We start from the raw sequence: 14261 nt of genomic DNA on the forward strand, positions 1-14261 counted from the left end.
CTTCGGGAGGACAAAGGTACGAAACCTCTATCCGCTTTTGCAACCCTGCTGGCAAACTTTTTTCTCTTCCGGAGTTATATCCCATGAATACCAGAAACCAGCCCTATATAGGACTATTCCTGCGTTTGCCCGAAGCACTGCCCAACCGCGTCCCGGTTTGGGAGTGCAAAAGTGAGACTTTCTGCCCGCTTTTCCAAGTCTTGCTAGCAAGTTTTACTTGGAGGCCCACGTATTGTGTTTGCACTTGATTCTAAAGTGCACTGTGGCCTAACTACTTATCGATATTCAAAAGTTCATTAGGAATAGAGAAATTTATCAAATCAGCATAGATATGCTTTGCTTACTCTTAAAATTAGGTTTTGAAGCGGTAATAGCCAGAACGAGCAAGTAACATAGTCACTTGCTCGTTCTGGCTATTACCGCTTTTATGCTCTGTGTAGGGTGCTTACTCTATCCGGGCCGACGCTGACGATACGGATGGGGACGTTTAGATGCTCTTCGAGAAACTCAACGTACGTCAGTAGCTCTTTGGGCAACTTTTCAGGGTCAGTTATTTCCTGCAGAGAGGTGCGCCAGCCCGGCATAGCCTTATATACAGGCACCATGGTTTGCAGGGCGGCATAGTCCGGAAGCTGGTCGGTTTCGGTGCCGTCGGCGGCGCGGTAGTGGGTGCACACCTGGATTTCATCGAACTCATCCAGCACGTCGGCTTTCATGAGGTGGATTTCGGTGACACCATTGAGCATAATACTGTAGCGGAGGGCAGGCAAATCAATCCAGCCGCAACGGCGCGGGCGGCCGGTGGTGGCCCCAAACTCGCGGCCAGCTGCCCGGATCTGCTCCCCTACTGCGTCGTGCAGCTCGGTAGGAAAGGGGCCGCTGCCGACTCGTGTGCAGTAGGCTTTGCTGATACCGTATACCTTATCTATATGACGTGGCGCAATACCGAGGCCCGTGCAGGCACCAGCTACAATGGTGCTGGAGGATGTTACGAAGGGATAAGTGCCGAAATCAATGTCCAGCATGGAGCCCTGCGCGCCTTCGGCCAGAATGCTTTTGCCTTGCTGCAGCAAATCGTTCAGCAGATACTCGGTATCGACTAGCTGCAGTGCGCGCAGGAAATCAACGGCGGAAAAAAAGTCGGCTTCCAGGGACTCGATTTCCAACTCCCGGTTGTGAAAAGCAGCTAGGGTGGCGTGCCGGTCTACGGCTTCCTGGTAACGCTCCTGGAAATCGGGCAGCAGCACGTCGCCGACACGCAGGCCGGTGCGGCCGATTTTATCCTGATACGTGGGGCCAATGCCCTTAAGCGTGGAGCCAATCTTGCCGCCGCCCCGGGCTTCTTCGCTGATACGGTCGAGGGCGCGGTGAGAGGGCAGAATGAGCTGGGCTTTGCGGGAGATGTAGAGGTTCTTGGCCCAGTCAATGCCGCGGTCCGTCAGCTTTTGCAGCTCCTGGCGGAAAACAACGGGGTCGAGGACGACGCCGTTGCCGACTACATTAATGATATGGGAGTGAAAGATGCCCGAGGGCACCTGGTGCAGCACGTGCTTTACGCCATCGAAATAAAGTGTGTGGCCAGCATTGGGGCCGCCCTGAAACCGGGCGACTGCATCGTAGGTTGGCGCGAGTACGTCTACGATTTTTCCCTTCCCTTCATCTCCCCACTGTAATCCGACGAGTACGTCAACAGGCATTAGCGTATGGCTTTCAAGTGTTCGGCCGCTTCGGTATCGGTAGCGGCCACGGTGAAAATGGCGTTGAGCTTGGTGATGACCAGCAGCTTCTGAATGTGGTCGGAAGGGTTAATCAAAACCAGCTCGCCGCCTTGATTGCGAAATTTGGTGAGCACCGATACCAGCACGCCGATGCCAGTGCTATTGATGAAACGCACGTTGGACAGGTCGATGGCGCAAAGCGTGACGTCTTCACCCAGCTGCTCGTTCACCGTGTGCAGCAGCTGCTGCGAGTCGGGGGAGCCAATCAGGTCGCCGGCCAGGCGCACGTACAGGATGCCGTTCTGGACGGCGGCTTCGGTTTTCATTCGGCTAAAGAGCGGGCAGCGGCTTTGGCGCGACAGTCGCCGCATACCCCGTATAGGTTCAAAGAGTGGTGCAAGATATGGAAGTTGAGCAACTCGCCGACCATGGTTTGGATGCCGTGGATGCGCGGGTCGCAGAACTCAACCACCTTGTGGCACTCAGTGCAGATGACATGGTCGTGCTGCCGGTAGCCATAGCTTTTCTCGTATTGGGCCAGGTTACGACCAAACTGGTGCTTGCTGACCAGCCCGTGCTCTACCAGCAGATCGAGGGTATTGTACACCGTGGCGCGGCTTACCTGCAGGCCCTGCTGCTTCATGCCGGCGTACAGCTCTTCCACATCGAAGTGGCCGGTGCGCGAGTAGATTTCTTCCAGAATGGCATAACGCTCCGACGTTTTGCGCAGGCCCTTGTTTTCTAAATACGCGGTGAAGATTTTCTTTACCTCGTCAAATTTCTCCTGATCCAGCATTTGGGGTGCATCCTTATATATAAGGAGCAACAAAGGTAGGTAAGCAAAGGATTTTGCCGCTGTACAGATTTCGGTTATTTACTGACTGAGCGCTGCTGTAGCCTTGTACCTACTTATACTCTTAAGACTCTTTTATACTAAGAGGCAAACCGCTCCACCTGCAAAACCCCGTTTACCTTCGATAGGCGCTGAATAAGCTTGTTCAAGTGGTCGGTGTCATTGACGAAAACCATGATCTGGCCTTCGAACATACCGTCGTTGGAGTCAATCGTGATAGAGCGCATATTCACCTTCAGGGAGTTGGAAATGATGCGTGTTACATCGTTTACCAGCCCTACCCTATCGGAGCCTTTGATGCGCAGACCAGCCAGAAAGGCCAGTTCCAGCTGATCTGTCCACTTGGCGCGCACGATGCGGTTGCCGTAATTCGACATGAGGTCGACGCCTTTCGGGCAGGATGTACGGTGGATGACAATGCCGTTTTCCGTTTCGAAGCCGAACACGTCGTCGCCGGGAATGGGGTTGCAGCACGGCGCAATGGTGTAGTCGAATTTCTCGGTCTGTTCCCCTATCACCAGCATATTGGCATTCACGCCCCGGATTTTCTGCACTTCATGGTCGAAGGCTTTCGGCTCCAGCATGGAGGGCATCTTCGGCGGCTCCATATTGGGGTCGAACAGGCTTTCCTTGATTTCGCGCCCATCAATTTGCCCAATAGCCAGCCGGTAGTAGAAATCCTGCGGGTTGTATACGTTGAAATGCGCCAGCAGGCGGTTCACGTTGTCGGGCGAAAACTCCACACCCAGCAGCTCCAGCCGCTTTTCCACCAAGTAGCGGCCATCTTCGGCCTTGGTACGCTTGTCGTCGCGCAGGTACTCGCGGATGCGGCCCCGGGCTTTGGAGGTAATAACGTAGTTGAGCCATTCCTCCGTGGGGCGCTGCTTTTGCGAGGTCAGGATTTCTACCTGGTCGCCATTGCGGAGCTGGTAGCTGAGGGGCTCCAGCTTCTGGTTCACCTTCGCGCCGAGACACTGCAAGCCAATCTGGGAGTGGATTTCGAAAGCAAAATCCAGGGCCGTAGACTTGTCGGGCAGAATCACCAGCTTGCCTTTGGGCGTAAAGGCATATACCTCCTTCACAAACAGGTTCTGGCGGAACTCGTCCATGAACTCCAGGGCGCTGGAGTTGTTGGTTTCGAGCATTTCGCGCACCTTGTTTATCCAGGCCTCCAAGCTCGACTCGGCCGGGCTGGTGCCGGTGTCTTTGTACTTCCAGTGCGCGGCGTAGCCTTTCTCGGCAATATCGTCCATGCGGCGGGACCGGATCTGTACCTCCACCCACTGCCCGGCGCGCGACATAACGGTGGTGTGCAGGCTCTCGTAGCCATTGGCCTTGGGCGTGCTGACCCAGTCGCGCAGACGGTCGGGGTTGGGCTGGTAGAAATCCGTGACGATGCTGTACACCTGCCAGCAGGCCGCTTTTTCCTGCTCATAAGGCACATCCAGAATAATGCGGATGGCAAACAGATCATACACTTCCTCGAAGCCAATGTTCTGCTTGCGCATCTTTTTCAGGATGGAATAGATGCTTTTCGGCCGGCCCTTGATTTCGTAGTCGAACCCCTGCACCTGCAGCTCGTCGTCGATGGGCGTGACGAACTCCTTGATGAAGCGGTTGCGGGCACTGCGGCTCTGGCGCACCTTGTTCACCAGTTCCTTGTATATCTCGGTGTCGGTGTACTTCAGATACAGGTCCTCCAACTCGCTTTTGATGGCGTAGAGGCCCAGGCGGTGAGCCAGCGGGGCATAGAGGTAAATGGTTTCAGAGGCAATTTTGAGCTGCTTGTGGCGCGGCATCGAGTCGAGCGTGCGCATGTTGTGCAGCCGGTCGGCAAGCTTGATGAGAATCACGCGCACGTCCTCGGAGAGCGTGAACAGCATCTTGCGGAAGTTCTCGGCCTGCTCGGAGGTGCCGTACTCAAACACGCCCGAAATCTTGGTGAGGCCATCCACGATGCGGGCTACCTTCTTACCGAACTCACGCTCCACGTCGGCCACCTCCCAGGGCGTGTCCTCCACTACATCGTGCAGCAGCGCGGCTACAATACCCGTAGTACCCAGGCCAATTTCCTCCACCACGATCTGAGCCACTGCCAGCGGATGCAGAATGTACGGCTCGCCCGATTTGCGGCGCATTTCCTTGTGGGCCTCCAGGGACGTATTGAAGGCTTTTTTGATCAGCTTGGCGTCGTTGCCCTGCAGAAAGGGCTTGGCCGTGCGGAGCAGGCGGCGGTAGTGGCGCAGAATCTCATTGCGCTCTGCCTCGGGGTCGATAGGAGTTGCCATAGGTGCGGCCGGCCCACAAAAGACCGGTAAAGTACGGATGCTACGAAAGTACGAAGGCTGCGGCGGGTTTAGGACGTCATTCGCTGGAAACCTCACGGGCTGCCACCAAACGGTCGGCTAACAAGGCAAAACGGCCAGGCAGGCACGGCAGGCGGCTATTGTTAAACAACTTTTGCGCACATTTCGCGCCCACGTTTGAAAATCCCGCGGCCTTGCGTAGCTTTGCGGCCCCGAGGCAAACGGCCTTTTGGCGGATGTGGCGAAATTGGTAGACGTGCCAGACTTAGGATCTGGTGCCGCAAGGCGTGTGGGTTCGAGTCCCTCCATCCGCACTTATTGGTTTAAGTTCAGTACCCAAACCGTTCCCCTTAGCCCTCAACCCAACGGTTGGGGGTTTGTTTTTCCCGGGCGTCCACCGCTGTGCGGGGTTGGGCCCACGGCGGCTGGCAGCCACCAACGCTACCTTTTCTTACCTACCCTAACCGACGACCCGTTTTGGACATTACCCTCGACAAAACCGACGACCAGCTGAGTGCCATCCTGACAGTAAAGCTCGCCGAAGCTGACTATAGCCCGGCCGTAGAAAGCAAGCTGAAAGAATACAGCAAGAAAGCGCAGATCAAAGGGTTCCGCCCGGGCAAAGTGCCCACTACCCTGGTGCGCAAAATGTACGGCAAAGGCATCCTGGTAGACGAAATCAATGCCTTGCTCAACAAGGCCGTGGATGGCTACATCAAGGAAAACAACGTGAAAATCCTGGGTGAGCCGCTGCCCGTGCCCTCCGACGTGGATTTTGACGCTCAGAAGGACTACGAGTTCCGGTTTGAGCTGGGCTTGCTGCCCGACTTCGAGCTGCCCGCCGACCAGGCTATTTCGGTGGACCGCCACCAGGTAGAACTCGACGAAAACACGCTGAGCGAAACCTACGAGCAGATTGGCCGCCAGTTCGGCGAAACCACCAACCCCGACGAGTCGGAAGCTGGCGACTACCTATTTGGCAAGCTGAAGAAGGCCGACGAAGAAGGTGAAGGCCGCACGGTGCTGTTGCCCACGAACAAGGTAAAGAACGGCGCAGAGCAGTTTGTAGGTGTGAAAGCCGGCGACACGCTGACTTTCGACCTGAGCAAGGCGTTTGATGGCGACGCTTCGGCCATTGCCAACTTCTCGGGCCTGAGCAAGGACGAAGCCGCCAAAGTAAGCGGTGACTACACGCTGGCCGTGGAGAAAATTACCCGCACGGCCCACGCCGAGCACAACCAGGATTTGTTCGACAAAGTGTTTGGCAAAGACTCGGTTTCGACGAAAGAGGAGTTTGATGCCAAAGTGCGCTCCACGGTGCAGGAAAACTACGACCGGGAGGCTGACAACCTGATCAACCGGCAGATCATTGACAAAGTGGTAGACGCCACCGAAATCAAGGTTTCGACGGAGTTCTTTAAGAAGTGGCTGCTGCGCGCCAACGAAGGCAAGCTGACGGCCGAGCAGGTAGAAGAGCACTACAACGACTATGAGCGGGAACTGAAATGGTCGATGATCCGCAACAAAGTGGTTGAGGAGCAAGGCTTAAAGGTATCGAACGAGGAAATCGTAGAGCGTACCATCGAGAAGATTATGGGCCAGTTCAACCTGCCCGAGGTAAGCGAGGAGATGCGCGAATCGGTGCGCGGCTTTGCCGACAACTACCTCAAGCAGGAAAACGGCAAAAACTATATTCAGGAGTATGAAGCCATTCTGGCAGAGAAAGTACTCGAAAACCTGCGCGGCAAAATTGTTGTTAATGACACTCCGATTTCGGCCGAGGACTTCCGCAATCAGCCAGCCAGCTAACCGCTAGCCTGCCTGGTTTTCAAACCAACAAAAAAGCCCTTACTTGCCGTTGGGGCTTTTTTGTTGCCCGTCGGTTTTTGCTCTACCATTTCTACTCCCTTTTCCTCCATGCTGAATAAACAAGAGTTCCGCAAGTTCGCCGTGAAAGGCCAGGGCCTGAGCGGCCTGGGTGTTGATCAATACCTGCAGCACGTGGAAGGCCAGGTGCGCTCCGGCATGATGCTGCCCACCGGCATGACGCGCTCCGTAATTGAGGAACGCCCCACGCGCTTCGCCGAAATCGACGTGTTTTCGCGCCTGATTATGGACCGTATCGTGTTCCTGGGTACGGCCGTCGACGACTACATTGCCAACATCATCACGGCCCAGCTGCTGTTCCTGGAGTCGGCCGATGCCAAGAAGGACATTCTGCTCTACATTAACTCGCCGGGTGGCTCAGTGTACGCTGGCCTCGGCATCTACGACACGATGCAGTACGTGAACCCCGACGTAGCCACCATCTGCACCGGTCTGGCTGCTTCGATGGGTGCAGTGTTGCTGGCTGGTGGTGCCAAAGACAAGCGCTCTGCCCTGCCCCACGCTCGTGTCATGATTCACCAGCCCTCCGGTGGCGCACAAGGCCAGTCGACGGATATTGAAATTACGGCCCGTGAGATTCTCAAGCTTAAGAAAGAGCTCTACGACATTCTGGCCAAGCACACCGGCAAAACCTACCAGGAAATCTACGACAACTCGGAGCGTGACTACTGGATGCGTGCCGACGAAGCCAAGGAGTACGGCCTGATCGACGAAGTGCTCGAAAAGAAAACCGCGTAAGCCTCTGATTTTTGTCATTCCGAACGAAGTGAGGAATCTGGGAACAGAATCAGATTCCTCACTTCGTTCGGAATGACACGGAAAAGCCCGCTATTGATCTGAAAATCAGTAGTGGGCTTTTCCGTGTAAAAGTAGGAACCTCGCCCTTTGGCACTTTTTCTCGTGCGCGGGGCGTTGGCCTTTTCGTACCTTTGCGAGCTGCCGGGCCGTTGCCTGGCAACCCCTCCCCTTTTTCGAGAGTCTTCTATCCATGGCAGATATTACGTGCTCCTTCTGCGGCAAGAGCAAAAAAGACGTTACCGTGATGATTTCGGGCATTAACGCCCACATCTGCGAGCGGTGCGTGGGGCAGGCCCAACAAATCCTGAACGAGGAAAACAAGATTCGCTCGAACTCGAAGACTCCTAAATTCAACCTCGTGAAACCCCGCGAGATGAAGGAGTACCTCGATCAGTACGTGGTGGGCCAGGACGAAGCCAAGAAGGTGATGTCGGTGGCCGTGTACAACCACTACAAGCGCCTGATGCAGAAACCGCAGAAGGACGATGTGGTGATTGAGAAGTCCAACATCATCATGGTGGGCGAAACCGGCACGGGCAAAACCTTCCTCACGCGCATGCTGGCCAACATTCTGCAGGTGCCTTTCTGCATTGCCGATGCTACCGTACTGACGGAGGCCGGCTACGTGGGCGAGGACGTGGAAAGTATCCTCACGCGCCTGCTGCAGGCCGCCGACTACAACGTGGAAGCGGCCGAGCGCGGCATCGTCTACATCGACGAAATCGACAAGATTGCCCGCAAGAGCGACAACCCCAGCATCACGCGCGACGTGAGCGGCGAGGGCGTGCAGCAGGCCATGCTGAAGCTCCTGGAAGGCACCACCGTGAACGTGCCCCCGCACGGCGGCCGCAAGCACCCCGAGCAGAAGATGATTACGGTGAACACCGAAAACATCCTCTTTATCTGCGGCGGGGCCTTCGTAGGCATTGAGCGCATCATCAAGAGCCGCCTCAACACCAAGCCCATGGGCTTTGCCAAGACGCAGCTGGAGGACAAAATCGACACGCAGAACTTCCTGCGCTACGTGACGGCTATGGACCTCAAGCAGTTTGGTCTCATTCCCGAGCTCATCGGCCGCCTGCCCGTACTCACCCACCTCAACCCGCTCGACCACGCTACCCTGCGCAAAATCCTGACAGAGCCCAAAAACTCCATCGTGAAGCAGTATCAGCGCCTGTTCGAAATGGAAAACATCCAGTTGAGCTTCTCTGAAGGGGCGCTGGAGTACATTGTGGTGAAAGCCGACGAGTACCGCCTCGGCGCCCGCGGCCTGCGCAGCATCTGCGAAAGCATCATGACCGACGCCATGTTCGATATGCCCTCCGAAGAAGGCGTGCAGGAGCTCATCATCGACGAGGAATACGCCCGCAGCAAGTTTGAAAGCTCGCCGCTGAAGCAGCTGCGTGCGGCGTAAGCGTAATTAGTTTTCCATGAAAAGGCTCGGTCGATAAGTTAAGTAACTTGTCGACCGAGCCTTTTCTACTTTATACTATGCGCAGTACTTTCTCTTATCAAGTAGCCATCTGGCTCCCAATGCTGGCAGCTTTTTTATTGAGTCTAGCGCATCTCAGTGGGCATTTTATCTTAATTGGTTTTCTTCAAATCGGCTTATTTATGCTGGCTGCGCGCGGTATTATTCGTTGGGAGGAAAAAGTTGGAAAGACAACTATTGCTTCGTGGACATTCTTGGCTGTGGCAGGCATAACCCTCTGGTTTTCAGTAGTGACTTGGCTTTTTCGTGATTGGAATATCTAGGCTAATGCCCCCAAATTCACTTCTTCAAATACCCTACCATCAGCTTTGCGGCTTTTTCGGCGGCGCGCTGCTGGCCTAGCTTGGCGCGGATTTCGGCGTAGCCGGCTTTCTGCCGGGCAATGAAGGCTTCGTCGGCGGTAATCTTTTTGAGCTCCGTAACGAGGTTGCGGGAGTTGAATTCGCCCTGAATGAGCTCCTTTACTACTTCCCGGCCTGCAATGAGGTTGACCAGGGAAATGAACTTCACCTTGATAACGGCTTTGCTGATGGCGTACGACACGGCGCTGGTACGGTAGCACACCACCTGCGGCACGTCGAACAGGGCCGTTTCCAGCGTGGCGGTGCCGCTCGTCACCAGGGCCGCTTTGGCGTGGGCCAGTAGGTCGTAGGTCTGGTCGAAGATGATGCGCACGTTGTTGCGCTCGAAGTGAGCGTAGTAATTCGCGTCGAGGTTATCGACGCCCGCCACGATGAACTGGTAATCCAGAAACGGCGGAATAATGGCCGTCATTTCGAAGAGCATTTCCTCGATTTCCTGCTTGCGCGAGCCGGGCAGCACCGCAATAATAGGCCGCTCCGGGTCGAGGTGGTTGCGCTGATAAAAGTCCGCACTTACCGGGTGCTCAGCCACGGCATCGGATGTGGGGTTGCCAATGTAGTCTACTTTATAGTCGAAGCCCTGGTAGAACTCCTCCTCGAAGGGTAGAATCACGAACATCCGGTCTACCACCTTCTTCACCTGGTGCACGCGGCCCTGGTTCCAGGCCCAGATCTTGGGCGAGATATAGTAGAACGTTTTGATGCCCTGCACCTTGGCAAACTTGGCAATCCGCATATTGAAGCCCGCGTAGTCTACCAGAATCACCACGTCCGGCTTCCAGGAAAGCAGATCCTGCTGGGCTTCCTTGAGGTATCCGCGAAACTTGAGCAGGCTGGTAGCGGCTTCCCAGAAGCCCATAATGGCCATTTCCTGATAGTGGTGCACCAGCTCGCCGCCAATGGCCTGCATCTGGTCGCCACCCCAGAAACGGAACTCGGCCGTCGGATCCTGCTGCCGGAGTGCCCGCATCAGGTTAGCCGCGTGAAAATCCCCGGACCGCTCGCCCGCTATCAGGTAGTATTTCATTCTTCAGAATTAAAAATTAGAAATTAAGAATTCCTGGTAACTAGCATTGGTTTATCCGCTTCCGGTGGCCAATTCTTAATTACTAATTCTTAATTCTTAATTAATTACTCGCCGTAATACTCCACGAAGTTGCGGGGCGTTTCGTAGAGCTTGAGGCAGTGCAGCTGAGCCGTGGTAATGCGTGGTAGCTCGCGCTGCAGAATTTCCCAGAAAGCCAAAACGAGGTTTTCAGTGCTGGCGAGCTTACCGCTCATAAAAGGCACGTCAAGGTTCAGGTTTTTGTGGTCGACCTGGGCAATGATATGCTCGCGGATAAGGCTGCTGAGGGCTTTTAAATCCACTACGAAGCCGGTATCGGGGCTGGGCATACCTTTTACCGTCACGATGAGGTCGAAGTTGTGGCCGTGCCAGTTGGTATTGGAGCAAGGGCCGAACACTTCCTTGTTACGCTCCTCGCTCCAGGCCGGGTTATACAGCTTGTGTGCGGCGTTGAAGTGTTCCTGTCGGCTGACGTAAATCATTGGGGTCTTGGGATCTTTGGGTGCTGGGGTCTTGGCTATACTGGCTCAAGCTCCCGAAGGAACATCCACCAGGATCCTAAGCCCCAAGACCCTAAGACCCTTGTTTTCGCAGCAAATATACGAAGAACGGTACGCCGAACAGGGCCGTAACGATACCAACGGGCACGCCGGCCGGCGGATAGAGCAAGCGGGCTAGCAAGTCGCAGGCCAGCAGGAAGCAGCCGCCCAGCAGCGCACACACCAGCAGATTCCAGCGCCCCGTCACGCCCAGCAGCCAGCGCGTGACGTGCGGCATCATCAGCCCCACAAAGCCAATAGGGCCGCACAAGGCCACCACGCAGCCCGTGAGCACCGAGGCTGATACTATCAAAATCCAACGCAGGCGCGCTACGGGCACGCCCAGCGCCTCGGCCCGCTCTTCGCCCAGCAGCAGAATGGCCAAGTCTTTCTGCAGAAAGGCAAATAGCCCCAGCGTGCCCGCCAAAGCCAGCGTGGGGTACGGCAGCAGGTTCCAGCCGGCCCGCTCGAAGCTGCCCATGGCCCAGAACGTGACGGTGCGCAGCTTGTCGGGCGTATCGGAAAGGAACGTGAGCAGACCGCTAATGGCCGTAGCCAGGGAACCAACGGCTATGCCGCCCAGCAGCAGCGGCGCGGGCCGCAGCTGGCCCCGGTCCATTCCCAGGGCCACCACCACCAAGGTAGTGCCCAGGGCGCCCAGCAAGGCAGCCACCGGCGGCAGGTAGATGCCGGCCCAGGTAAGCGTAGGCAGCAGCGCGAAGCACAGCACCGCTCCTAGCCCCGCGCCTGAGGCCGTGCCCAGCAGGTAGGGGTCGGCCAGGGAGTTATTTACCATTGCCTGCATGAGGTAGCCGCTCACGGCCAGGCCGGCGCCGGCCAGCGCGGCCAGCAGCAGCCGGGGAAGCCGCAGCTGCACCAGCACCAATTGGGCGGGCTCGGTGGGGTCGTAGTGCAACAGGGCGCGGCACATCAGGTCGAAGTCGATGGCAAAGGAGCCCACGCGCAGCCCCAGCAGCAGCAGCCCCAGCAGCGCGCCGCTGCCCAGCAGCAGCCAGAGGCCGGCACGCCCGGTCTTCATGGCCTCGCCGGCTGCCCAAGCAGCCGCTGCAGTTCCCGCACCGACTCCACCACGCGCGGGCCGGGCCGCTCCATCAGGTTGCCCGTAACGGCAAATACGCGCCGGTTCTGGTAGGCCTGAATGCGGCGCAGCTCGGGATATGCCTTGAAAAACGTGCTATCAAGCTGTCCGAAACGGCCGCCCAGCAGCACCTCAGGGTTCAGGCGCAGAATGTACTCCCGGGTAAGAGCCGGGTACGGCTGGGCAAATACCTCCGTGAGGGCATTTTGCCCCCCGGCCAGCCGGATCTTGTCGGTAAACAGCGTATTCTGCCCGTACACGTAGATGGGGTCCTGCCAGGTAATAGCCAGCACCCGCGGCCGCGTTGCCGCCGTGGGGGCAGTGCGTTGGATAGCTTGCAGGGCCGTGCGCAGGGAATCGGTGAGGTGGCGGGCAGGACCGGAGCGGCCCAGCAGCTGGCCCAGGCTCTGCATGCCCTGAAAGATGTCTTCGACAGTAGCGTAGCGCTGGCAGTACACCGGCACGCCCAGCTGCTGCAGCCGCGCCACATCATCCTGGGACGTAATGCCCTCCACGGTGAAAACCACATCGGGATGCAGGCCCACGAGCTTTTCCATATCCAGCGGGTAGCTGTTCACCACCGGCTTGCGTAGCGCGGGGGCCGGAAAGTCGCAGACCTGGGTGCGGGCCACGATGGTAGCCGTATCGGCCACGGCGTAGAGCATTTCCGTCATGGACGGAGCCAGGGCCATGATACGGCGGGGCTGCGTGGGTAGCTGCAGGCGGTGGCCGAGGTCATCGGTCACCCAGTGCGTGGTAGCGGCTGGCGTGGTGTAACTTGTTTTTTCAGGCTGACAAGCCACCAAACAGTTTAGTAGAAACCCAACGGGCAGCAGTCGGCGAAGGGAAAAGCGCATGGCGGCAAAGATAGACCACGGATTCGCGCAGATTTCAGCGGATTCCACGGATTTTTAGAACGACGCAACCACGGATTGGCTACGCCGAACTTCGTTTCGCACGGATTTCTCGGACTGCCCGGATTTGGCAGACGATTACGCCTACATCAACAGCACCAATGCAACCGTCGGCTCCTTGATCAACTGACAACTGAATCCTGGCAACCGGCTACCTTTGGCGTAAATATTCTGCCCTATGATTGTTGTAACCGGTGCGGCCGGCTTTATTGCCAGCTGCCTTGTCACCCGCCTTAATGCCGCCAACTTCAACGATGTGGTGGTGGTCGATAACTTCTCCGTAGAGCGCAAGCTGGCCAACTTGCAGGGCAAGCGCCTGCGCGAGTACGTGGACCGGGGCGAGTTTTTCGACTGGCTCGATGTCAACCACGAACAGGTGGAGTTCATCTTTCATCTGGGCGCCCGTACCGATACCACGGAGCAGGACCACGCCGTGCTGGACCTGCTCAACCTCGACTACAGCAAGCAGATGTGGCAGGCCTGCGTACGCTACCAGCTCCCGCTGGTGTATGCCTCCTCGGCGGCTACTTATGGCTCCGGCACGCTTGGCTACTCCGACCAGGACGACGCGCTGCTGCCGCTTTACCGCCCCCTCAACCCTTACGGCGACTCCAAGAATGACTTCGACAACTGGGCTGTACAGCAAACGGAAAAGCCGTTTTTCTGGGCCGGGCTGAAGTTTTTCAACGTGTACGGCCCCAACGAGTACCACAAGGGCCGCATGGCCTCCGTGATTCTGCACGCCTTCGAGCAGATCCGGCAAAGCGGCTCAATGGTGCTGTTCAAGTCCCACAACCCCGACTACACCGATGGCGGGCAGATGCGCGACTTCGTGTATGTGAAGGACGTGGTGGAAGTGTGCTATTTCCTGATGCATCACCGTCAGCACTCGGGCATCTACAACCTGGGCACCGGCGAGGCCCGCACTTTCCTGGACCTGGCACTGAACACCTTCGCCGCGCTGGACCTTACCGCTGACATCCACTTCAGGGATACGCCCGAGGACATCCGCGACAAGTACCAGTACTTCACCGAGGCAGATATGCGCAAGCTGCGCAGCATTGGCTACGACCAGCCCTTCACGCGCCTGGAAGACGGCATCCGCGACTACGTGCGCAACTACCTGATGCCCGGCGCCTACTATTAACCATCGGATGCGGACGGTCGGCATGCGCCACGTTCCAACGCTCAGCTTGCGGCTGCCATAATCTTATACACTGAATCTAA

13 protein-coding genes and 1 tRNA gene are annotated in these 14261 nt (G+C 56.9%); 6 read left to right on the forward strand and 8 right to left on the reverse strand.

The features are described from left to right. Window positions 1–425: 425 nt before the first annotated feature. The 4 genes from I5L79_RS17140 to I5L79_RS17155 all read right to left on the reverse strand — a co-directional run bounded on the left by I5L79_RS17140 (window position 426) and on the right by I5L79_RS17155 (window position 4859). Window positions 426–1697, reverse strand: coding sequence for an adenylosuccinate synthase (locus I5L79_RS17140; RefSeq protein WP_196956300.1), 1272 nt, complete (start codon window positions 1695–1697; stop codon window positions 426–428). Beyond that, a complete protein-coding gene (locus I5L79_RS17145; protein WP_196956301.1) occupies window positions 1697–2044 on the reverse strand; it encodes an STAS domain-containing protein in 348 nt (115 codons plus the stop codon). Before I5L79_RS17145 ends, I5L79_RS17140 begins: the two co-directional genes overlap by 1 nt. Beyond that, window positions 2041–2514 (reverse strand): Fur family transcriptional regulator, encoded by a 474-nt coding sequence (locus tag I5L79_RS17150; protein ID WP_196956418.1) that lies wholly within the window; start codon window positions 2512–2514, stop codon window positions 2041–2043. Before I5L79_RS17150 ends, I5L79_RS17145 begins: the two co-directional genes overlap by 4 nt. Window positions 2515–2651: 137 nt before the next feature. Continuing rightward, window positions 2652–4859: a RelA/SpoT family protein gene (locus I5L79_RS17155; RefSeq protein WP_196956302.1), complete on the reverse strand. Its 2208-nt coding sequence runs from the start codon at window positions 4857–4859 to the stop codon at window positions 2652–2654. A 250-nt stretch (window positions 4860–5109) separates the two neighbouring features. Here I5L79_RS17155 and I5L79_RS17160 point away from each other — a divergent pair. From I5L79_RS17160 to I5L79_RS17180, 5 genes are all read left to right on the forward strand, one after another. Continuing rightward, window positions 5110–5191 (forward strand) — tRNA-Leu (locus tag I5L79_RS17160). 163 nt (window positions 5192–5354) lie between these two features. Further along, window positions 5355–6686 (forward strand): trigger factor, encoded by a 1332-nt coding sequence (gene tig, locus I5L79_RS17165; protein ID WP_196956303.1) that lies wholly within the window; start codon window positions 5355–5357, stop codon window positions 6684–6686. Between the two features lie 108 nt (window positions 6687–6794). After that, the gene (locus tag I5L79_RS17170) at window positions 6795–7502 is read left to right on the forward strand and encodes a ClpP family protease (protein ID WP_262894903.1); all 708 of its coding nucleotides are present in this window, start codon (window positions 6795–6797) and stop codon (window positions 7500–7502) included. A gap of 250 nt (window positions 7503–7752) precedes the next feature. After that, window positions 7753–8976 carry an ATP-dependent Clp protease ATP-binding subunit ClpX gene (clpX, locus tag I5L79_RS17175; RefSeq protein ID WP_196956304.1) on the forward strand — a complete coding sequence of 408 codons (1224 nt, stop codon included), beginning with the start codon at window positions 7753–7755 and terminating at the stop codon, window positions 8974–8976. Between the two features lie 77 nt (window positions 8977–9053). After that, window positions 9054–9317 carry a hypothetical protein gene (locus I5L79_RS17180; RefSeq protein ID WP_196956305.1) on the forward strand — a complete coding sequence of 88 codons (264 nt, stop codon included), beginning with the start codon at window positions 9054–9056 and terminating at the stop codon, window positions 9315–9317. Between the two features lie 16 nt (window positions 9318–9333). Here I5L79_RS17180 and lpxB read toward each other — a convergent pair whose 3' ends face one another. The 4 genes from lpxB to I5L79_RS17200 form a co-directional block, all read right to left on the reverse strand. After that, a complete protein-coding gene (gene lpxB, locus I5L79_RS17185) occupies window positions 9334–10443 on the reverse strand; it encodes a lipid-A-disaccharide synthase (protein ID WP_196956306.1) in 1110 nt (369 codons plus the stop codon). Between the two features lie 104 nt (window positions 10444–10547). Next, window positions 10548–10964, reverse strand: coding sequence for a 6-pyruvoyl trahydropterin synthase family protein (locus I5L79_RS17190; protein WP_196956307.1), 417 nt, complete (start codon window positions 10962–10964; stop codon window positions 10548–10550). 91 nt (window positions 10965–11055) lie between these two features. Next, window positions 11056–12060: a FecCD family ABC transporter permease gene (locus I5L79_RS17195; protein WP_196956308.1), complete on the reverse strand. Its 1005-nt coding sequence runs from the start codon at window positions 12058–12060 to the stop codon at window positions 11056–11058. Next, on the reverse strand, window positions 12057–12977 hold the full coding sequence (locus I5L79_RS17200) for an ABC transporter substrate-binding protein (RefSeq protein WP_196956309.1): 921 nt from the start codon (window positions 12975–12977) through the stop codon (window positions 12057–12059). The genes I5L79_RS17195 and I5L79_RS17200 overlap by 4 nt, the downstream gene beginning before the upstream one ends. Before the next feature lie 235 nt (window positions 12978–13212). On the opposite strand from I5L79_RS17200, the gene rfaD reads away from it, so the two are divergent. Continuing rightward, window positions 13213–14181: an ADP-glyceromanno-heptose 6-epimerase gene (rfaD, locus tag I5L79_RS17205; RefSeq protein WP_196956310.1), complete on the forward strand. Its 969-nt coding sequence runs from the start codon at window positions 13213–13215 to the stop codon at window positions 14179–14181. Window positions 14182–14261: the final 80 nt, after the last annotated feature.

The organism is Hymenobacter guriensis, assembly GCF_015773195.1.
GTDB lineage: Bacteria > Bacteroidota > Bacteroidia > Cytophagales > Hymenobacteraceae > Hymenobacter > Hymenobacter guriensis.